Here is a 21,432-nt window from a genome sequence, read left to right on the forward strand (position 1 = left end):
GTAGTTCAAATGTAGAAAATGATACTGGCACGACCGTTAGCCATAATATATGACTCTGAAGACTGTGAAAAAAGAGCCAATACCAATAAAGTAAACCTGAAATGGGTAAATATTATTTCAGGTAAACTCACGAAATTTCTCAGTTTCCTGCAAAAAAGATAAACCATACAGGTTTGGTCACTAGCTATACTGTCTTAAGATAGACAGAAAACTTCTGTAAAGTAATTTATTCTTCAACCTAAGGAGCATGAGGAACGCGACATGATCCAGACTAACAACGTAATCGAAACCACCATTCAGCCTGAGCTAGAATCTAGCGACTTATTTCAGCCAACCCCAACCAGACAAATAAATGATGAGTTAGACATTTTAATCGGAGATAGAGAAGAATATATAGATGCTCAGTCTGATGATGATGATCTAAAGTCTGGTAAAGTTGCCAAATCTCGTACTCGCACTGCGGGCAAAAAAAAGCATTACACAGAAGACTCGATTCGCCTTTACCTACAAGAAATAGGAAGAATCAGACTATTACGAGCTGATGAAGAAATTGAATTAGCGCGTAAAATTGCAGACCTTCTGGAATTGGAGCGGATTCGAGAAGATCTAATGTATAACTTAGATCGAGAACCCCAAGTCAGTGAGTGGGCAAATGCTGTAGACATGGAATTGTCAAAGTTTAAGCGTCGGTTAATACTTGGGCGTAGAGCTAAAGAAAAGATGGTACAGTCTAATCTGCGTCTTGTGGTTTCCATCGCCAAAAAATACATGAACCGAGGCTTATCATTCCAGGATTTGATTCAAGAAGGTAGTTTGGGATTAATTCGAGCAGCAGAAAAATTTGACCATGAAAAGGGCTATAAATTTAGTACCTACGCAACTTGGTGGATTCGTCAAGCTATTACCAGAGCGATCGCCGATCAGTCTCGTACTATTCGTCTACCAGTTCATTTGTACGAAACTATATCCCGAATCAAGAAAACTACTAAGCTTCTTTCTCAAGAAATGGGTCGTAAACCTACAGAAGAGGAAATAGCAACTAGCATGGAAATGACCATAGAAAAGTTGCGTTTTATTGCTAAGTCTGCTCAACTACCTATATCTTTAGAAACTCCTATTGGAAAAGAGGAAGATTCTCGACTGGGAGATTTTATTGAGTCAGATGGGGAAACTCCTGAAGACCAAGTATCTAAAAATTTATTGCGAGAAGATTTGGAAAGTGTTTTAAATAGTTTGAGTCCCCGTGAGCGGGATGTATTACGTTTAAGGTATGGCTTGGATGATGGTCGGATGAAAACCTTAGAAGAAATTGGACAAATCTTTAATGTGACTCGCGAGCGGATTCGACAAATTGAAGCAAAAGCTCTAAGGAAGTTGCGACACCCAAATCGAAATAGTATTCTGAAAGAATATATCCGTTAGAAAAGTTAGTCGGTTGTCTATTACCTAATTTTCTAACTGATGTTACTGTGAGACACTTTAAGTGCTAGTAACCAGTGAGATACTATTAGTAATTAACGGTAGACATACTGAATTTGTTAGGTCTAATTGTGGTCATGTAAAAGATATGCCGTTAAGTCTTAGAAGTTATGATTTCCCTGAGCGTGGCATATCTCTAGACCGCTTATGAGATGCAAGTATTAATTTGAGAATACGGTCAGCTTGACCATTTATTCTTGTGGATGAGTAATCGCCAACGGTCTTAGGGACGTATCGCTGCGCGACATGGAAAGCGGAGCATTCCGGAACGGAAAACGCATTTTTGCCTGTGCAACGTCCGTACAGCAGGAAATAAAAATCAGATTGTCACTTAATGTGGCACCTTGTATCAGTTTTATAGAGCAATTCAGATATATTTGCTCCTTTTGATGGGGTGTGAAAAACTGCTAAACCCTATCAAAAGGTAATTTTTCTCTTCTATAGGACTTATACTAAAGCCATATATAATAGTTCAAAACTATTGCGCAATAGTTTATAGTCTTTATTTGAGAAAAATACATAAGTCCTATTCTATAGAACCCCTAAGCGTATCTCCGCAAAGGTAAGGGTTTTTGGCTCTTGAGTCAGTCCTCAGTCCTCAGTAGTCAGGAGATGGAGAATAAAGAAATAGAGGAAAAAGGTAGAATTTTTTTGACTTACTTCATCATCTCCCCCACTCCCCCACTCCCCCACTCCCCTACTCCCCTACTCTCAATCTCTAATTTTAAATAAACCCCTTCAGGGGTTCTATAGAGTCTGTAGATATTACGATCGCCTAATCTGTTATCGGGGCTATTCTGAATAAAGTCTGAAAACTGATTGATGATAGCTATATCTATCGGAAGCGCCAAAAAAAGCACTGGATATTATTCTCAGTGCTAAAAGAAAAAATCTTATATATATACAGGTAAAACTCTGAAACTAAACATCGTAATTTCTGGCTTCAGCAGCGTCTGGAAATTCTTCGCAATATTCATCAAAAGCGGTTTTATTAAGTCTTTCTGCCTTTTGATGAGCAGCTTCAGCTTGTAACTCTTCTACAACATCCCAAGCTGCTGCACATTCCTTAGAAGTAACACCTTTTTCTGCACAAGTCTTTCTTGCTTCTTCAATAGCTTCCTGAATTCTGCCTTCGAGCAATACAGATTTTGGTTTTTCCACAAAATCACTCTTGCTTAAAATATCTGTAATTGAAATAATACCAAGTAATGTATCTTTAATCACAGGCGCTCGACGTATACCTGTCTGAGCAAATAAACGTGCCACATATTCTACACCTAAATCTGGGTTAACCACAATACAAGGCTTAGTCATAATTTCATACACTCGCACTTGTTTAGGGTCTTTCCCGTATGCAGCAACCTGATAAACAATATCTGCCTCTGTAATAATACCATAAGCATCTTGGTCGTGACGACGTTCTACAATTAGGGCACGCAGAGATAAGTCATTCATCTTCTTCACAGCATCAGCTACTGTTGCTGACCCCTTAATTGTCTCTACATCTGTGGTCATAATATCTTTAGCTTTTTGCATCATCTTGACTTTTCCTCAATAATATGTATTTAGTTATTGATACTTCAGCTACCAATATTTAGTAGCTTTGCTATTAACTAAGAATAGAATAGAATAGTTACTTAGTCTACAAATTTGTCAAATCAAATAATTAGTAGTGGTAAAAAGTAATGATGAGTAGAAATGGAGAACAGGGAGTAGAGAAAACCAAAGTTATCGAATAGTTCTGATATAATTTATTATAACTATTTTGAGGAGTAGCAAAATTGTTGATTTTTGTTAGTAATCTTGCTCAGTAATATCTGGAAAACTCTTAAAAGTCAATTTCCAACTAGAACTACTTTCTGTATTTAGGGAAAGTTCATCAATAATATTTCCCCAATCTTTTTGTAGTTTTTGAGTAAGAGTAATGTTCATTAATGGATAATTGATAATGGATAATTGATAATTACCTCTCCCTTTTAGGGAGAGGATTGACAAATAAGGAAAATATTTATTTTTTTCCCCTTGAAAGGGGAGGGTTCAAGGCATGAATTATCTAATTATTTAATTGTTTAATTATTAATTATTTCGGTAAAATCCAAATCTATTCCCTGACTTTTTACTAGAGTTGCCAAATCAGCAAAATTAACTTTCTGAGTAGTTAGTTCCACAGAGGATAATTTCAAAGTCGAAATTGTTGATTTTTGTTAGTAATCTTGCTCAGTAATATCTGGAAAACTCTTAAAAGTCAATTTCCAACTAGAACTACTTTCTGTATTTAGGGAAAGTTCATCAATAATATTTCCCCAATCTTTTTGTAGTTTTTGAGTAAGAGTAATGTTCATTAATGGATAATTGATAATGGATAATTGATAATTACCTCTCCCTTTTAGGGAGAGGATTGACAAATAAGGAAAATATTTATTTTTTTCCCCTTGAAAGGGGAGGGTTCAAGGCATGAATTATCTAATTATTTAATTGTTTAATTATTAATTATTTCGGTAAAATCCAAATCTATTCCCTGACTTTTTACTAGAGTTGCCAAATCAGCAAAATTAACTTTCTGAGTAGTTCGTTGTACAGAGGATAATTTAAAAGTAGAAGTTTCAGAAATATTCTGCGCCTGCATAGCTAATTTTATCCGTTCAAGTATATGAGAAATTTCTGAATCTAACAATTTCCATTCATGTAAAACTTCTTGATATCTGTGAGTCAATTCATCTAAATTATCAGTAGCAGGTTCAGAATTATTTTGCTGAATTAACTCTAACAAAGCCAAGTGTACTTGAGCTAAGTAAACCGGGTCCATTTTTGCATATTCTAGTTGTTTTTCTGTCAGTGGGCGTTGTCCCCAATCACTTCCTTGTAGTTCTTTATCTATGTTTTTAAAATTAGTTAGTTTTTCAGCTAATGTTTTCAGTTTTAAATCAGATACTGACAAAATATAATAAGGTAATTTTTTAGACATTTCCCAAGTACAAGTAATATTTTTAGCTTGATTTTTACCCAAAAATTTAATGTCATATTTAGCATTATGAAATACCTTCTCAATATCAGGATTAACCATAATTTTTTCGATAAAAAAGTTAGTTAAATCAGGATTTTTTAAAACATCAAAAATATAAACATCGTCACCCAGCAAATCTTGAGATTCAGCTAATAATTGAATTAAAGATAGCCTAGGTTGACGAGTATTATAATCAGCAACTTCTGTATCAATCCAAAGAAAATTAGCTGTAGTTAATTTCTCAATAGCTTTCTTAATATCATTACTATCTATCAAATAGAACATATATAAATTCTCAAATTATTGCTAGCAATATGAAGATTTACTTATTAACTAAAACCTAAGCATTTAGCTATGAGGTATCAGCTATAACAATCAGGAATGATTTATGATATATTGTAAGAACAAAACAACTAAGATAAATTAAAATCCTTTTATATTCTGACTCCTGACTCGTGATTAATTAACTGTACCATCTGGCATCATAGCCCCTGTTAAATTAGTATTTCGTAAATCCACCCCGTCCAAAATTGCTCCCCTTAAACTAGCCCCACTTAAGTCAGCACCATCAAGATTAGCTTCACTCAAATCAGCCTTCCACAAATAAGCTTCCTCCAAACAAGCACCACTTAAATCAGCTTTATGCAAATCAGTTAAATTGAGATTAGTTTTACTCAAATTAGCATCAGTCAAAACTGCATAAGATAAATCAGCTCTCGTCAAAACTGCTGCAGTCAAATCACTAGAAATTAATACAGCATCTCTCAGATTAGAGCCATTCATAATTGTTGCTTTTAAGTCAGTAAAAATTAAATTAGCACCACTAAAATTTGTAGCAGTTAAATCTGCACTAGACAAGTTAGCAAACTTCATTGTAGCTCCACTAAAATTAATCCCATTCAAATCCATTCCATGTAAATCTACCTTCATCAAAAATGCATTACTTAGATTAACTCCTGTCAGAAAAGCACCTTGTATTAAGGCTTCATTTAGTCGAGCGTGACTTAAATTAGCCCAACGAAGATTAGCATTTTTCAGATTAGCAGAACGGAAATTAATACCACTAAGATTAGCACCACAAAGATTAATACCTTCTAGATTAGCACCTCTCAAATTAACACCAGATAAAACAGCACCACTTAACTTAGCACCAGATAAATTTGACTTCACTAAGAAAGAACCCTCTAGATCGCTTTTTGTCAAGTCAGAATTAACAAGTTGAGCCTTTCCCAATTTGACATATTTCATGTTAGCCGAGTAGAGAAAAGCATCAGAAAAATTTGATTCATAGAGAAAAGCATAACTAAAATCAGCACAAGCTAAAGAAGCACCTGCCAAATTAACTTTTTCCAGATTTACTCTTTTTAAATTTACTCCGACTAAATTGATTTGGCGAAAATCTCTTTCTCCTTGAGAATATCGAGTCTTTAATTCCTCACCTTTCATGTTGCTTTTCTCCTATATTTTTCAATAATTAAATTATAGCATTTTTCATTAATATAGAGTACAAATATTTGGGTTTAAAGGAAGAAGGAAAAAGTTTTGTAGTCATGAAGTTAAAACCTCTATAAATTGTAAATATACTCTGATTATATTAGATTATAACAGCTAAATTTTATCAATATTTATTAATAAAAAGATTACAATTACGACCCATTCTAATTTAAGATTATAAGTGAACAGAAAAATGTTTTGATGCGAAGGTTTTACCATTCTTTAGAGGTAATTTTTCTACTACATGACCGCATTTTGAACAAAGCTTTGAAAGGTTTAGCGGAGCTTTCCTCTAGAATGCTAAGCTAACAGAGCAGCTTCCTCTGTAGAAAGAACAGGCACTAGTGGTACTTAGACATTTTTTGGCATAAAAACTGCTTCAAAGTCAGTCTAGACAAGGGAATTACGTCAATCCCCTAAAAATTGCTAAAACCCTTGGTAATAAAGGATTTATATCTTTTCGACGTAAAAAACTCTCCTTATCTATCTTTGAGCCTATTTTCTACTGCTATTTTGTGTAAGTCCCACTAGGAAAATATCTGTTAATTTTGATTAACTTACAACCATATACATCGGCTTTATTATCTAATTGCCTGACTATTTCTCCCAAGTTATCATAACTAATTGCTGTGTGATTTATGACTATATATTTTATTACCGAAAATTCAGGTATAAAGCCTCTCAATTCATGGATAAAAAGCGGTGGAGGGATAGGGAGGTTTGCCGCTCTTACAGAGCCGCTCCGCAATTCTAGTCGCTCCGCGTTTTGCTGGCGCACAACTTTCCTAGGTCATGCTCTGGAAGAGGCACCGGCCATCCCATCCTACCGAAAGCTCCCAAGATAGACCGCTTTTTCTCTTGAAATAGAAGGCAATAAAGCCGAATTGATTAATTATCAATTATCAATTATCCATTGGTAAGTTTGGTGATGTATGTCAGTTTTTGACATTTGTTATTTCAAGGTTTTGAAAATTGTACCATCTGGCATCATAGCTCCTGTTAACTTAGTATTTCGTAAGTCAACCCCATCCAAAATTGCTCCTCTTAAACTAGCCCCACTTAAGTCAACACCATCAAGATTAGCTTTAGTTAAATTAGTCTTCCACAAATAAGCATTCTGTAAACAAGCGCCACTTAAATCAGCTTGATACAAATTAGCTAAATTCAGATTAGCTTTGCTCAAATTAGCTTTACTCAAAACGGCGTCAGATAAATCAGCTCTCATCAAAACTGCGGCACTCAAATCACTAGAAATTAATAGAGCATTACTCAGATTAGAACCATTCATAATTGTTGCTTTTAAGTCAGTAAAAATTAAATTAGCTCCACTAAAATTTGTAGCAGTTAAATTTGCACCACATAAGTTAGCAAACTTCATTTTAGCACCACTAAAATTCACTCCATTCAAATCCATTCCATGTAAATCTACCTTCATTAAATATGCTTTACTGAGATTAACTCCTGTCATAAAAGCACCTTGTATTGATGCTTCATTTAGTCGAGCACCACTCAAATTAGCCCAACAAAGATTAGCATTTTTCAGATTAGCAGAACGCAAATTAATACCACTAAGATTAGCGCCACAAAGATTAATACCTTCAAGATTAGCAGCTCTCAAATTCACACCAGATAAAATAGCGCCACTTAATTTCGCACCACAGACTTTTGACTTAACCAGAAAAGAACCCTGTAGATCGCTTTTTGTCAAGTCAGAATTAACCAGTTGAGCCTTTCCCAATTTGACATATTTCATGTTAGCCGAGTAGAGAAAAGCATCAGAAAAATTTGATTCATAAAGAAAAGCTTTAGTTAAATCTGCACAAGCCAAAGAAGAACTTTCCAAATTAATTTTTTCTAGGTGTACACTTTTTAAATTTACCCCGACTAAATTAGTTTGGCGAAAATCTCGTTCTCCTAGGTTATATCGACTCTTTAATTCCTCAGCATTCATTTTGATCTCCTCCTGCAGTTCCCCATAATTTCTGATCAAATTGTAAATATACTCTAATTATATTCGATTACAATAGATAAATTTTATGAATATTTGTTAATATAAAGAATCAAAAACAACACCTATTATAATTTAAAATTTTCAGTTAACAGCAACAATATTTTTAGGGAAAAGTTGTACCATCAGGCATAATTGCTCCTCTCATATCTGCATCTCGTAAATTAGTTTTATTAAGCTTTGCGTCAATCAAAACAGCTTTAACTAAAATTGCCCCTGTCAGATTTGACCAACTTAATTTAGCCCGAAATAAATTAGCCCCACTGAGATTAGCACCTCGTAAAGTAGTCCAACTAGCATTAGTAGTTCGTAGTTTTGCTCCACTTAAGTTCGCTTCACTCAAAGTCGCCCCAATAGTAGTAGATTTACTCAAATCAGCTTCACTAAGATTAGAACCACTTAACATAGCTCCACTCAGAATTCCATTTGTCAGGTTTACCTCCTCCAAAATTGATTCATTCATCAAAGCATTTGTTAAATTAGCAAACTCTAAGTTAGAACCACTTAAAATAGCCCTAATCAAATTAACGCGAATCATTGTAGATTCACTCAAATTAGCTTCAGTCAAATTAGCCTGACTTAAATTAGCCTCCGTTAAATTAGCACCCCTTAAATCAGCTTGATTCAAATTAGCTTCTCTAGAATTAGAACCCCGCAGATTAGCTCCACTCAAATTAGCATTAGTCAAATCAGTTTTCACCAGACTTGTTCCAATCAAATTCGCTTCACTCAAATTCGTTCCATTTAAAGAAGCATCCCCCAAACTCACCTCTCTGAAATTAACTCCACTGAGGTTAGCATCCTTAAATATCACATTACGGAGGTTTGCCCTAGTAAAATTAGCATTACTTAAATCAGCTCCGGTTAAATCAATTCCTACCAAAGTAATACCTTTAAAATTTCTTTCCCCTTCTGCATATTGCTTGAGAAGTTCCTCAGCCTCCATTTACTCTGCCTCAAACTATTTTCTATTTTATATTTTATATTTAAAGCAGGACATTATAGCGCTACGCGCAAGTCAGATAGGGGAGCTGTCGGATTGGCGACGAACAGAAGTCAGAAGTCAAAACTAACCCCTGACAATCGTTTGAGCATTTCTAAATCTCCCAGCTCTATTTGCGTACTGCCATACCATAGTTTCATAGTTTGCACTTCAAAACTTAGTCTAATACCAATTTCATAAAATATTGCTACAGTCACGACATAGGTAATAATTAATAATTACTAGACAGTGCAAAGTTCTGGGAATAACTATTGCTAGTTAAGGCTTTCAGCTATCTAAAGGTGAGAAACTTTCCATGGAGAACTGTAGGCTCTGTTAATAATTAATAATTAATAATTAATAATTAATAATTAATAATTAATAATTAATAATTACCGAAATATTGTGGGTATGCGCCTCCCCTTTTAAGGGGATAATAAATAAAAATTTTCCTGTTTGTCAATCCTCTTGTTTTCAAGGAGAGGTAATTCGCGCATTCTTGAACTCTTCTGTCATAGAAGGATTGGCGCTCAAGGAATTTTTTTCTTCGAGACCCGCTCCTACAGACCCGCTGCCTCTTTTCCTGCGGAATGCTGCGCAAACAGAGGAACTGCGCTTTTCATGTCGGCTCAAGCGCCGAAACGCTTTATATGTTGCGAAGCAAAACGCCATCCCATCCTAGGTCATGCTCCGCAAACAACCACTTTTTTTTCCATGAATGGAGAGGCTTTATACCTTAATTTTTCGGTAATTTATAACTTTATTATTGTATTAATAAATCACAAGTTAAGATGTATAGCAATGAGCATGAATTTGGTATAAAAAATAAGGAATCAGGAGTGAAGAGGAAATGCCAGTTCTCAATTGTCGAAATAAATTCAGTATTTATGCTGAATTTATTCCCTGATGATTTGACTTTAAGCCAAACTAATAAAGATAATTTACACAGTAGAAATACTTGGATATTTTCAGTTATTTGTAATACTTTTAATCCTAGAAATTGACGTGGGGAATGTGGGTAATAATCTTCAAAAGTCAAAACTATGACCCCATTGATAAACCAAATAGTTTGCAAGACCGAAAACCTTTTTCTTTTTCCAAGAATAAATCCGGGGGCTTGTATACAGTTGATTTTTTTGGTCAAATTAAGATAGTAGAGTCAAAAAATACTATGCCAGAAAATATAAGAAGCCAATTAGTAACTAAAGGAGTACAACGTGCTCCAAACCGAGCCATGCTTAGAGCTGTAGGTTTTGAAGATTCAGACTTTACCAAACCAATTATTGGGGTTGCCAATGCCTATAGCACCATTACTCCCTGCAACATGGGCATTAATGATTTGGCCATGCGAGGCATGACCGGAGTGAAAGAAGCTGGAGGAATGCCACAAATATTTGGGACAATTACCATTAGCGATGGTATTTCTATGGGTACTGAGGGTATGAAATATTCTCTAGTTTCCAGAGACGTTATTGCTGACTCCATTGAAACAGTTTGTAATGGCCAAACAATGGACGGAGTTCTGGCTATTGGCGGATGTGACAAAAATATGCCAGGAGCAATGATAGCGATCGCCCGCATGAACATCCCAGCCATCTTTGTCTATGGTGGTACTATTAAACCAGGCAATTATAATGGTAAAGACTTAACAGTTGTAAGTGCTTTTGAAGCGGTAGGAGAATATAGTGCTGGAAAAATTGACGAAACAGAATTAACAGCAATAGAACGTAGAGCTTGTCCTGGTGCTGGTTCCTGTGGAGGAATGTTTACTGCAAATACCATGTCTTCAGCTTTTGAAGCAATGGGAATGAGTCTAATGTACTCCTCAACAATGGCTGCCGAAGATGCAGAAAAAGCAGATAGTACAGAAAAATCAGCTCATGTATTAGTAGAAGCTATTCGGAAACAAATTTTACCTCGTCAAATTATTACTCGCAAAGCCATCGAAAATGCAATTTCAGTAATCATGGCTGTAGGGGGTTCCACCAATGCAGTGTTACACTTCTTAGCAATAGCTCATGCTGCGGATGTGGAATTATCTATTGATGATTTTGAAACTATTAGGGCAAGAGTACCTGTATTGTGTGACCTGAAACCAAGTGGTAGATATGTTACTACAAATTTGCATCAAGCAGGTGGCATACCTTTAGTAATGAAAATGCTCCTAGAACATGACCTACTCCACCCAGATGCTTTAACTATAACTGGTAAAACTATTGCGGAACAGTTAGCAGATGTACCTTCTCAACCACCTGCAAACCAAGATGTGATTCGCCCTTGGGATAATCCCATGTATGCTCAAGGACACTTAGCTATCTTAAAAGGAAATCTAGCAACTGAGGGAGCCGTTGCTAAAATTACAGGAGTTAAGAACCCAGAAATAACAGGTCCAGCAAGAGTTTTTGAATCAGAGGAAGCTTGCCTAGAAGCAATATTAGCAGGCAAAATTCAAGCAGGAGATATTATAGTAGTTCGTTATGAAGGTCCGAAAGGTGGACCAGGAATGCGGGAAATGTTGGCACCAACTTCCGCTATTATTGGTGCTGGTTTAGGAGATAAAGTAGGATTGATTACTGATGGTAGGTTTTCTGGTGGTACTTACGGTATGGTAGTTGGTCATGTAGCTCCAGAAGCAGCAGTAGGTGGAGCGATCGCTCTAATCAAAGAAGGAGACATGATTACTATAGATGCTCATAAGCGTTTACTACAGTTAAATATTTCTGATGAGGAACTAGAAAAGCGTCGTGAAGTATGGGAACCACCGACACCCCGATATACTAGAGGTGTATTGGCTAAGTATGCTAAGTTAGTTTCCTCTAGCAGTGTTGGAGCAGTAACTGACTCTGGATTAGATTGACATACTCCCGACGTTGCGCGTTCCGCGACAACGCGGTATTCTTCGGTCTGGTCAACCCTGACCGCTGCGCGTGACAGAGGTGATGTCCTCCCCCTGTGTTGGTAACAAGAAAGGACTATTTTAGTGATAATATCTGTAATTGTCAATAGCTATAATAGTAGATAAAATTAGGACGAACCACACAGATAACGCCCGGCTTTCCCATACGACGCTCCCCTAATAGCTGCCGCACTTGCTCCGCCTTTTCGTATAGGGAATGCTCCGCTTTCTATGTCGGCGACAGCCGAAGTGCGTTTGCGGAGCATGACCTAGGATAGTTGTGCGCTAGCAAAACAGGAGAGCGCGGGACTTCCCGCCGGGGGAGTTAAAATTTAGGGCGTTGCTGAAGGATGGGTATTTAGATTATGCAACGCCAAATTTAGTAGATATATCCAGAAAAGAGGGACTATTAGGGACGTTGCATGCAACGTCCACACAGACTATGGGGAAATAATTGATGATTTATACACGATAATTGATTTTATTTTTTATTATTGGAGATATTTAGTTAATAATTATCAAGTTTTGCTTTGATAGTAATGGTATATTGAGCAGCGGCGTTGGTGAATGATTGTATGATTTTTAGGAATCAGGAGTCAGAATTCAGGAATTAGTAATTAGTAGTTAAAACAGCTTTTTTACTTACTATCAATCTTACTCCGATACGAATTTCATAGCTTATTTCACCAATGCCATTGAGCAGCAAATTCTAAGAGTTATGAGTAAAATTAAATAAAGCTACTATAGAAATCCTCAGTTTCAGCTTATATAACTTGAAGCTAAGAATGTTACCTACTCTGGTTATAAAAATAATCAGGGCAATTTTAAGTAATACCATTTTGATCAAAGAATGTTACAAATAATTAGGTGAATGGCAGAAGTCATCAGAAGTCAGAACTCAGAAGGCAGAAGTTGTTTTTGTAACGGGTATAGCGTGTTAATTATTCATACTTTTTTACTTCTCCCTCACTCCCCTACTCCCTACTCCCTATTCCCTACTACCTATAGTTATGAATTATTCTCAGCCTCCTCGTAATCCTCAAACTCTCTTGGGTAGTATTACCCAGGTGGTGAAAACTATTCATGCTAGTGTCAACTTTTCTCGACTAGCACTGAGACCTAATGCTAAAGTACCTGAAATATGGATAGAGGAAGCAGAAACTACTCCAACCAAAAAATATTCTCTTCTGGGCGATCGCTATTTACTCGGACGCTCCTCCCAAGCTTGTGATATTGTCATTCGTAATCCTCTAATTAGCAAAATTCATCTGTCTATCTCAAGAAACCCAAATGGAGCTAACGCCCCTTACATAATAAAAGATGAAAACTCTGCTAATGGTATCTACAATGGGAAAAAACAGATTTCTAGTCTGGCTTTACGTCATGGCGATATCTTAACTTTAGGACCACCTGCATTAGCTGATGCTGTTAAAGTTCGTTATATCCATCCTCCTGCATGGTACATTCAAGTCCTTCGTTATGGTTTCTTTGGCATTTCAGGATTCACTGCTTTAGTCAGTTTAATCATTCTACTTGAATGGACAAAATTTCAGGTAGACCCCCTACCCAACCCAATTACTGGCCCAGTAGTCATCTATGCTCGTGATGGACAAACACCTCTACGTCCAGCTTATAGAAATTCCCATTATGAATTAGGACGGATCTCTAAATTTTCTAAATATTTACCAGATGCAGTAATTGCTTCTGAGGATAGTCGCTTTTATTGGCATATCGGCGTAGACCCCATCGGAATTTTAAGAGCAATATTGACAAATTTACGTTCGGATGGTATACGCGAGGGAGGTAGTACAGTTACCCAGCAGTTAGCAAGGAGTATATTTCGAGATTATGTAGGTACAGAAGATTCTGCTGGTCGGAAATTACGAGAGGCAATAGTAGCTCTCAAGATAGAAGCTTTTTATAGTAAAGAAGATTTATTATTAGCCTATCTAAATAAAGTTTATTTAGGATTAGATTTATATGGATTTGAAGATGCTGCAAGATTTTATTTTGGTAAAAGCGCAACAGATTTAACTTTATCAGAAGCAGCAACATTAGTAGGAATTTTACCCGCACCTAATAGTTTTAATCCAGTACAAAATTATCAAAAAGCTATACAACAAAGAGATGGGGTTCTTTATCGAATGCTTACTTTAGGTATGATTAACCAACAAGAAGCAGATAGAGCTAGGCGATCGCGTATAGAAATTAATCCGAAAGCTAAAGAAATTATCCAAAGTACAATAGCACCCTATTATTACAGTTATGTATTTAGGGAACTAGAAGATTTATTAGGAGAAGACTTAGCTAGAGAAGGAAATTTTGTTGTTCAAACAGCTTTAAACCCTGAAATTCAAACTCATGCAGAAACAACTTTGCAAGATAGCATTAATAACGTTGGTTCTTATGCGAACTTTTCTCAAGGTGCTATAGTCACAATAGATTCTAGGAATGGGGAAGTTATCGCTATGACTGGAGGTGCAGATTACCAAAAAAGTCAATTTAACCGGGCAACTCAAGCACAACGTCAACCAGGTTCTACTTTTAAAGTCTTTGCTTATGCTGCTGCCATAGAAAGGGGAATACCACCAACAAAATTATATTCTTGTAATTCCCTAAGATGGATGGGTGTGAGTTACGACGGTTGTCAACGCCGTAACGGGAATACAAATATGTATACAGGTATGGCACTTTCTGAGAATGTAGTAGCTTTGCGAGTCGCTCGACAGGTAGGTTTAGATAGAGTGGTAAGAATGGCAAGGCGTTTAGGAATTAAGTCTAAGTTAAATGCTGTACCTGGGTTGATTTTAGGTCAAAGTGAAGTTAATGTCTTAGAAATGACAGGTGCTTATGGAGTATTTGCTAATCGTGGAGTGGCGAATAAACCCCATACTATTAGGAAAATTATAGATAGTAGTGATTGTGGCGATCGCAATAATATTTACACTTGTCGCTGCATTTATTCTTATAACCCAGACCCAAATTGTGAAAACCCTCAAGGAGATATTCAAGCTAACCGCCCTATTCTGCAACCATACATAGCACAAAGAATGACTCAAATGCTCCAAGGAGTTGTGCAATTTGGTACAGGTGGTAGTGCTAATCTAGGATTAGGAGAAGCGGGTAAAACTGGTACAACTAATAGAGCAGTAGATTTATGGTTTATTGGATATATTCCTAACCAAAGTATAGTTACAGGAATTTGGTTAGGAAATGATGATAACTCTCCTACTTATGGCAGCAGTGGACAAGCTGCCCAGTTATGGGGAAATTATATGCAAAAGGTTGTAGGGAATTAATGAAGTCAGAAGTTGTTTTTATAATGAGTATTTTGAGCAACTCTAACTAAGTCAGAAGTAATACCATGTCCGGATAATTAGTTATGAAAACACTTCTTTCTCCTGACTTCTCCCTAATTATTGTGATACACTTATTTATTTCCCTGAATATTTATCCACAGACAACAATAAACCATGTCCGTTGTCCTCTCCTAAATACCACAGTAACTTGAGAGTGGTAAGGTCGAAATGTGCTGCTAACTTCGACATCACTTCCAGAGACAGTGGGAAGCGATCGTTAAACACCCGATAAAAAAAGACAAATTCTCCCCCAGGTGCTAATACTCGTCCTATCTGCTCGATCGCCCGAAACACTAGATCATCATTCCTTAAGATTCCTATTTCGTAGGAATCTGCTTCCATCTGGCGATCGATCGAACGACTGGGAAACGACATAAAAACTAAATCATATGATTGGTCTTTTTCTTCCACACATAAATCTTGTACCTTCACCTCATCTTGTTCTCGAATTAGAAGATTATTTTTTAGTGGCATAATATTGGGATGAAGGTCGGAAAACACCACTTTATTACTGTCTTTAAAAAGGCAACACAAACCAATAACTCCACAACCACATCCGAGATCGAGTACCCTTTTGCCCTTGGCATCAATTATTTTGTTTAAAATACCGCTCATAAAAGCTTGAGCGGCTATACCACCATAGGGGTTAAAAACTCCTTTAGGAACTAGAACATCAAAAATTGGTTGATCTTGAAATAAAATAGTAATTTCTCGGTCTTTTGATGAAAGTTCTTCGTGAAATTTTAGATAATCTTTTCGGTCGTATTTCAGTGCTTGTTCCTCTTTGAAAAGAATTTTAACATCTTCTTGTCGAATCATTTTTACTTCCTTTAATTAGATTAAATTATAGCACTTTTCAGATTGATAAACCACATAGTCACAAACAAAACCTTATAGAGACATTTCAATGGAATGTCCCTACTGTGGTCTACCCAAATGAAAACTGCTGTATTAAATTGGGTTTTGGTGAATTAAGGTATGATATCAAATCCGGTAGCATTGGTGTAATTAGATAAGGAGTCAGGAGTAGTAGGGGCAAATGGCCATTCGCCCCTCCTGTACGGGCGAATGGAAGAGAATTTAGAAAGATTTGGCAATGACTGAAGATGGAACATTTTTTTATATCGAATTAAGCGGATTTGATATGATTTTAGAAAATAGCGATCGCTGTGAATATCTATAGAAGCTATTTGGTATCTCCAGAAAAGAGGGAGTAGGGAATAGGGAATAGGGATTAGGGGGGAAAGAATTGATGTATATACTAGGATACCGGAGCATGATTTTTGATTATTGTTTATGTCTATAATGTATCAATACCACAGATGTTGATTTTTGAGGAGTGGAATTCTCTGTGAGAATTAGGCTAGCTAGAGAAATTGTTCATTAATGGATAATTACCTGGTGGTTAAAACCGTAAGGGAATTGAATATAAGGAAATATCCTAGCACTTTTTTTCCCCTTGTAGAGCGACAGCTCGCGGCGCAGCCAAGGGGAGGCTAATAAAACGGAATGTGGGATATAAGGAAATATCCTAACACTTTTTTTCCCCTTGTAGAGCGACAGCTCGCGGCGCAGCCAAGGGGAGACTAATAAAGCTGAATTATTTAATTAATAATTATTAATTATAAAACTTACGCAAAGGTACTATATATAGCGCTCAAAACTATTACGGAATAGTTTTTTAACTCTATACATAGTACCTTTGCGTAAGTCCTGAATTATTCGGTAAAAAATACTCCCAATACCTCCAATACTACATCTTCCTAAACTTTCCTCTCTGCCCACACCCTTACAGGGATAGGTTTTTAAGAAAGAGGTGAGTAATCACTTTTATTCAGTATAAAATTTCCACAGTCAATGTACTTTTTTATACAATAAATCCCTCAAAACTTCTCCCTCTCCCCACACTTCCCCTCCTGGGAGTGGTTAGGGGTGGGTCCCACACTCCCCACACTTCTTTGACATCAAAGGTAAAAAACCCCTTGTAAGCCCCCCACACCTCCCACACTCTCCACACTGCCGATCATAGATACCAAATGGGTTCTATAAAGAACTGGAACATCCCAAAATTTCAGATAATGGTGTTGCTGATTTTCGGTATGATTTGTATTTGTTGACAATAATGCTTTGCATTGCTACCGCTAACGGTAAACTATTGAATGACAAATACTTGAGATTATTAAGTTTTTATTTTCATACCTTGATTCAGCAACGCTGGGTTGAAATAAGCTTTAAAAATCTAGTGTTTCAATGACCTTCGGGTCAAAATTTCCTCAAGCTCACTCTCATAAAAGAACTTATCCTCCCCAAAAGCAGGTTTAAGATCGTTCAACCAAGTAGCATCTGCATCGAAACCAGCAAAAAACGGTCGCTTGCACCAGTCAGATTCGCGAGCTTGCCAAAATGACAATACAAAAACCTTTTCTCCAGCAATTTCAGTAACACCATCAATAGCTACTTTTCCAGGCAACGCTGACATTACTGGACCTCTTACGGTTCTCGCCAAACCAGACACCTGTTGTATAGCTTCTCGATAAATTTCCCAACCCTGGACCAAGGGAATTTCAAAATAGTCTTTCGCACCTGTTTGTCGCTCTACAAACATATAGTAAGGAATACAACCCAAACTCACCTGCATTTGCCACATTTTCGCCCAAGTCTCTGCCGAATCATTGATGTGGCGTACTAATGGTGCTTGAGTGCGGATTTGCGCCCCTGTAGAGCGAATCCGTCGAATTGCTTCTTGAGCAACTGGGGTATCCAACTCCTTCCAATGTTCGTAGTGAGCCATTATCGCCAAATGCTTGCCCCGTTGGACTATCTTTTCAAACAAGCGCAACGTATTATCAGCATCTTCATCAGTGACATAACGATAAGGCCAGAAGGAAATAGATTTTGTCCCAATCCGAATTGTTTGGATATGGTCAAACTCTGGTTCGAGTAAAGGTTCAATATACAGGGCCAGTTGCCATGCTTTCATGGTCATCGGGTCGCCCCCTGTTAGCAAGACATCACTGACTTCTTGATGTTGTTGCAGGTATTGTTGAAAGATTCCTGATTCACGGGTAGCAAATTTTAAGTCATCAAGTCCCACAAATTGAGGCCAGCGAAAGCAGAAAGTACAATAAGCATGGCAAGTTTGCCCTGCAGTCGGAAAAATTAAGACTGTTTCTTGATATTTATGCTGAATTCCAGGGACAGGTTCGCCATTGAAGGTAGGAACATTATACTCTTTTTGTCCTGCCGGATGAGGATTGAGTCGCCGACGAATCTTGTTAGCTGCCTCTTTTAAAACAGCTTTAGGAGCATTTTCTGTTAAAAGCTGAACAATTTGATTACAGTCCTGTGAGTCTAGCATTTCTTGATGAGGGAAAGTCAGTCGGAAAATTGGATCGTCAGGAATATTATTCCAATCAATTAATTGTTCCACTATATAATTGTTAGTTCGGAAGGGTAAAACTTGGGCGACGGCTTTCATTCCTAGACGTTCTTGCTCGGAAAATTTACTCAATTGAGCTATGGAGTCTATGTCTTTAGCTCCGTAAAAACGCATTTTTAACGATTTAATGTTGATCTGCATAAATTTGGTCAGATTGTAAAATGATTATTCAGTATATATTAAATATTATTGCAACCGCAATTGGAGCTACACTTGTAGGTGTATTTATTTGTACAACCTATATCTAAATGGAGGAAACTTTTATTGAAGATTTCCTAATATTATCTAAATCTACTAAAATTTAATCACAGCAGAAATTTTGATTTTGTATATAGATAATTTATGTTATATGTCTATAATTTCGGTTATTGACCCAACTCAGTCTTAATACCTTTGCTGACTATTTTAGATTAAACTCTGAACCTGACGACATTCTATCTTATTTTGGCTACGGGTATGAATCGCGATCGCTTACTTTACCCCAAACCCATCGCCAACTGGAACGGTTAGAGAGTTTAAAACAACGCTTAGAAGAGATTTTACCCTATGTCAGTTTAACTAGCGAAATGGCAAGGCGGGAGTTTTTGATTGGTCCTGTTTTGATGGAGTCAATTCACTACACCCAAGCTAAAATTAAGGTTGGGTATTCTTTAAAAGTTAGCGAACAGTTAAAAGGTGAATTAGATTATTTTCTCCAAACCCAAAGTCAGTTTTTAGTTATTGAGGCTAAAAATGCTGACTTACAAAGAGGTTTCACACAGCTTGCAGTAGAATTGATCGCTGTAAAGCAAGCAGAATTTGCTAGTTAGGGCTTGCTGAATAAATCTCACAGTATTGACAGATAAAGGTAAAAGCATTTTAGGTCTGGAAAAAGTGCAAGGTTTTCAGTCTAAAAAGCTTAAAAAGTTAGGATTTTAGGGTGACGCGAGGGAGAAAAATCAAGGAATAATTCTTCCGACAACCTCCTCTAAATGCCCTATTCCTCCTGAGTCCTGAGTCCTGAGTCCTGAGTCCTACTCCTACCACTTATACTTTTTCAGCAAACCCTAGTTATTCTATGTTATATGGTGCAGTATCAATGGGCAATATTTGGCAATTTGCTGTTCTTGATACTGAAAAAAAACGAATTATACAAGATACAAATCTATATCGAGTTCCTACAGATTTGTTAGAGTTACTCCAGATTATTGTAGGAATTTTAGAAGCATAAAAAAGGAATATCTGAAATGGGAGCAAGATATTCCTAGAACCTTTTATCCTACATAAACATAATTATAGTGGACCACACACAATTTATTTACCTGAATATTTATCCACTTATAACTATTCAATTAGACATGATATTAGACTTGGGAAAATATGTACTTATATTAATGCCTAGTATAAGCACGTTCAAACCTAATCTTGAACTTCTCAGCAACAACTGCTAACCCCACACTACATAGAGCAAAAGCAACAAGCAATAATTTAATACCAAAATCTTCTGTTATTATCGCTACAGCAGCAAGAGCGATCGCCACTCCCACAAATATTTGCTTGAAACGAATAGCTGTTTTATGGGCGCGACTACAAGAACTACAAATTTGAGTATGTCGTGAGAAGCGATCTAAAGCTGGTGGTTCTTGATTAACTGGTAAGTTTTCTTGGTCTGGAAGTGACTTAGTGTTGTAACCTAGATAATATGGTAAACATTCTCCGTATTTATCCAACCATTTACGATACTCAACTACTAATAGATCGGAAGTTTTCAACGGCAAATATAGAGAACTTAAACTTTGCCCTAACCTTTGTACTGCTGCCTGCTGACCAACTACTAGAGGTAAATCTTCTTCCAAAAACTTATCTCGATACCAATGTTCCATCCAGCGTGGTTGCCACTTAAGTTTCCAACTGGGAGAGTTAGTATAATTTCTGATGATAATTCGGCATTTTCCCTTTCCTGTAGGCAGTGAATAAAGTGCCGCTCCACCTACCCGTTGTGATTTTTCTGAGGTAGTTGCACCTCTGTATGTAATTAAATTGGGGGCAATAAAATTAAGCTGCATCCAGTTTTGAGTCTGTTGTCTTGTTTTCCGATATCTGCCTCTAATTCCACGAGCAGAAGTTTCTATAACTTCCATTTCCAAAGGTTGAGCTTGTTGACGACTATTCAGAGTAGCTTCATGGCTAATATATAGGTGAGATGGATCGATAGCATTTTCAATAAAGTAGGTTTGATCGTAAGGTAGGTCGATCATATAGTCTGAACTAACGACTGTAGGGTTGTCTAAGTCTGCCACAGTGGGGATTAGTTTTTCATCAGCTACGTTTGCTTCCCCAGCCCACATCCAGACTATGCCTTGTTTTTCTGCTATAAGAAATGATTTTATGCAAGCTTTTGCCGGAATTTTCGCATCTGCTGGCAACTGGGGAATATGCAAACATTCTCCCTGACTGCCAAACTGCCAACCGTGGTACAAACATTCTATTTTGCCGTCAATTATTTGTCCTTCTGATAGTTTAGCTGCACGATGGGGGCAAAGGTCTGCAAGGCAAATTAGCTTACCATCTTTATTTCTGAACAAAACTAAGGGTTCATCATACAAGGAAAAACTGTAAGGACGTTTTGTGGGTAAGTCTTGAATAAATGTGACTGGATACCAACAATTTCTCCAATTAAATTCTTGGTCTGTTTCTGAAGTTAGTAAGGTATCAGTGGATGGCGATATTTCTTCTGGAATATTGGGTGCTATTGTCATAATAATCCAATTTTTTGTTATGATATTTCTGAA

General features: G+C 36.8%; 15 protein-coding genes. 5 read left to right on the forward strand and 10 right to left on the reverse strand.

All coding sequences use genetic code 11. The annotated features are described in order from the left end of the window. Positions 1-261 precede the first annotated feature (261 nt). Positions 262-1,422 (forward strand): RNA polymerase sigma factor RpoD, encoded by a 1,161-nt coding sequence (gene rpoD / locus ACP6PK_RS16075; RefSeq protein ID WP_426560771.1) that lies wholly within the window; start codon positions 262-264, stop codon positions 1,420-1,422. A gap of 978 nt (positions 1,423-2,400) precedes the next feature. Here rpoD and ACP6PK_RS16080 read toward each other — a convergent pair. The 7 genes from ACP6PK_RS16080 to ACP6PK_RS16110 all read right to left on the reverse strand — a co-directional run bounded on the left by ACP6PK_RS16080 (position 2,401) and on the right by ACP6PK_RS16110 (position 8,931). Then, the gene (locus ACP6PK_RS16080; RefSeq protein ID WP_426560773.1) at positions 2,401-3,018 is read right to left on the reverse strand and encodes a CP12 domain-containing protein; all 618 of its coding nucleotides are present in this window, start codon (positions 3,016-3,018) and stop codon (positions 2,401-2,403) included. Positions 3,019-3,273: 255 nt separating this feature from the next. After that, positions 3,274-3,411: a hypothetical protein gene (locus ACP6PK_RS16085; protein ID WP_426560775.1), complete on the reverse strand. Its 138-nt coding sequence runs from the start codon at positions 3,409-3,411 to the stop codon at positions 3,274-3,276. A 272-nt stretch (positions 3,412-3,683) separates the two neighbouring features. After that, positions 3,684-3,821: a hypothetical protein gene (locus ACP6PK_RS16090; RefSeq protein ID WP_426560775.1), complete on the reverse strand. Its 138-nt coding sequence runs from the start codon at positions 3,819-3,821 to the stop codon at positions 3,684-3,686. A gap of 137 nt (positions 3,822-3,958) precedes the next feature. Next, positions 3,959-4,768 (reverse strand): ribonuclease D, encoded by an 810-nt coding sequence (locus ACP6PK_RS16095; protein WP_426560777.1) that lies wholly within the window; start codon positions 4,766-4,768, stop codon positions 3,959-3,961. Between the two features lie 174 nt (positions 4,769-4,942). Then, positions 4,943-5,929: a pentapeptide repeat-containing protein gene (locus ACP6PK_RS16100; RefSeq protein ID WP_426560779.1), complete on the reverse strand. Its 987-nt coding sequence runs from the start codon at positions 5,927-5,929 to the stop codon at positions 4,943-4,945. A 1,000-nt stretch (positions 5,930-6,929) separates the two neighbouring features. Further along, positions 6,930-7,928, reverse strand: a complete 999-nt coding sequence (locus ACP6PK_RS16105) for a pentapeptide repeat-containing protein (protein ID WP_094673973.1) — start codon at positions 7,926-7,928, stop codon at positions 6,930-6,932. Between the two features lie 163 nt (positions 7,929-8,091). After that, the gene (locus ACP6PK_RS16110) at positions 8,092-8,931 is read right to left on the reverse strand and encodes a pentapeptide repeat-containing protein (protein ID WP_426560781.1); all 840 of its coding nucleotides are present in this window, start codon (positions 8,929-8,931) and stop codon (positions 8,092-8,094) included. A 1,207-nt stretch (positions 8,932-10,138) separates the two neighbouring features. Here ACP6PK_RS16110 and ilvD point away from each other — a divergent pair. Next, positions 10,139-11,824 carry a dihydroxy-acid dehydratase gene (gene ilvD, locus ACP6PK_RS16115; RefSeq protein ID WP_426560823.1) on the forward strand — a complete coding sequence of 562 codons (1,686 nt, stop codon included), beginning with the start codon at positions 10,139-10,141 and terminating at the stop codon, positions 11,822-11,824. Between the two features lie 1,049 nt (positions 11,825-12,873). Beyond that, positions 12,874-15,162 carry a PBP1A family penicillin-binding protein gene (locus ACP6PK_RS16120; RefSeq protein ID WP_426560783.1) on the forward strand — a complete coding sequence of 763 codons (2,289 nt, stop codon included), beginning with the start codon at positions 12,874-12,876 and terminating at the stop codon, positions 15,160-15,162. A 135-nt stretch (positions 15,163-15,297) separates the two neighbouring features. On the opposite strand, the gene ACP6PK_RS16125 is transcribed toward ACP6PK_RS16120, so the two are convergent. Both ACP6PK_RS16125 and ACP6PK_RS16130 read right to left on the reverse strand, forming a co-directional pair. After that, positions 15,298-16,041: a methyltransferase gene (locus ACP6PK_RS16125; protein ID WP_094672669.1), complete on the reverse strand. Its 744-nt coding sequence runs from the start codon at positions 16,039-16,041 to the stop codon at positions 15,298-15,300. Positions 16,042-17,461: 1,420 nt separating this feature from the next. Continuing rightward, a complete protein-coding gene (locus ACP6PK_RS16130) occupies positions 17,462-18,775 on the reverse strand; it encodes a KamA family radical SAM protein (RefSeq protein ID WP_426560785.1) in 1,314 nt (437 codons plus the stop codon). Between the two features lie 254 nt (positions 18,776-19,029). Between ACP6PK_RS16130 and ACP6PK_RS16135 the strand changes: the two genes are divergently transcribed. Together ACP6PK_RS16135 and ACP6PK_RS16140 are read left to right on the forward strand one after the other, a co-directional pair. Beyond that, complete coding sequence (locus tag ACP6PK_RS16135; protein WP_426560787.1) at positions 19,030-19,470, forward strand: hypothetical protein; 441 nt, start codon at positions 19,030-19,032, stop codon at positions 19,468-19,470. 248 nt (positions 19,471-19,718) lie between these two features. Continuing rightward, the gene (locus ACP6PK_RS16140; protein ID WP_426560789.1) at positions 19,719-19,871 is read left to right on the forward strand and encodes a hypothetical protein; all 153 of its coding nucleotides are present in this window, start codon (positions 19,719-19,721) and stop codon (positions 19,869-19,871) included. A 160-nt stretch (positions 19,872-20,031) separates the two neighbouring features. Here ACP6PK_RS16140 and ACP6PK_RS16145 read toward each other — a convergent pair whose 3' ends face one another. Continuing rightward, on the reverse strand, positions 20,032-21,399 hold the full coding sequence (locus ACP6PK_RS16145; RefSeq protein WP_426560791.1) for an aromatic ring-hydroxylating dioxygenase subunit alpha: 1,368 nt from the start codon (positions 21,397-21,399) through the stop codon (positions 20,032-20,034). Positions 21,400-21,432 lie beyond the last annotated feature (33 nt).

The sequence above is a fragment of the Dapis hubbardiae BLCC-M172 genome (assembly GCF_050016015.1).
In the GTDB taxonomy this organism is placed as follows: Bacteria; Cyanobacteriota; Cyanobacteriia; order Cyanobacteriales; family Microcoleaceae; genus Trichodesmium.

Excerpts from the sequence above, each read along its gene's own strand:
- ACP6PK_RS16140 (WP_426560789.1), top strand. The coding sequence starts at position 19,719 with ATGTTATATGGTGCAGTATCAATGGGCAATATTTGGCAATTTGCTGTT.
- ACP6PK_RS16095 (WP_426560777.1), bottom strand. The coding sequence starts at position 4,768 with ATGTTCTATTTGATAGATAGTAATGATATTAAGAAAGCTATTGAGAAA.
- ACP6PK_RS16125 (WP_094672669.1), bottom strand. The coding sequence starts at position 16,041 with ATGATTCGACAAGAAGATGTTAAAATTCTTTTCAAAGAGGAACAAGCA.
- rpoD (WP_426560771.1), top strand. The coding sequence starts at position 262 with ATGATCCAGACTAACAACGTAATCGAAACCACCATTCAGCCTGAGCTA.
- ACP6PK_RS16085 (WP_426560775.1), bottom strand. The coding sequence starts at position 3,411 with ATGAACATTACTCTTACTCAAAAACTACAAAAAGATTGGGGAAATATT.
- ACP6PK_RS16080 (WP_426560773.1), bottom strand. The coding sequence starts at position 3,018 with ATGATGCAAAAAGCTAAAGATATTATGACCACAGATGTAGAGACAATT.
- ACP6PK_RS16130 (WP_426560785.1), bottom strand. The coding sequence starts at position 18,775 with ATGCGTTTTTACGGAGCTAAAGACATAGACTCCATAGCTCAATTGAGT.
- ilvD (WP_426560823.1), top strand. The coding sequence starts at position 10,139 with ATGCCAGAAAATATAAGAAGCCAATTAGTAACTAAAGGAGTACAACGT.
- ACP6PK_RS16145 (WP_426560791.1), bottom strand. The coding sequence starts at position 21,399 with ATGACAATAGCACCCAATATTCCAGAAGAAATATCGCCATCCACTGAT.
- ACP6PK_RS16110 (WP_426560781.1), bottom strand. The coding sequence starts at position 8,931 with ATGGAGGCTGAGGAACTTCTCAAGCAATATGCAGAAGGGGAAAGAAAT.
- ACP6PK_RS16100 (WP_426560779.1), bottom strand. The coding sequence starts at position 5,929 with ATGAAAGGTGAGGAATTAAAGACTCGATATTCTCAAGGAGAAAGAGAT.
- ACP6PK_RS16105 (WP_094673973.1), bottom strand. The coding sequence starts at position 7,928 with ATGAATGCTGAGGAATTAAAGAGTCGATATAACCTAGGAGAACGAGAT.
- ACP6PK_RS16120 (WP_426560783.1), top strand. The coding sequence starts at position 12,874 with ATGAATTATTCTCAGCCTCCTCGTAATCCTCAAACTCTCTTGGGTAGT.
- ACP6PK_RS16090 (WP_426560775.1), bottom strand. The coding sequence starts at position 3,821 with ATGAACATTACTCTTACTCAAAAACTACAAAAAGATTGGGGAAATATT.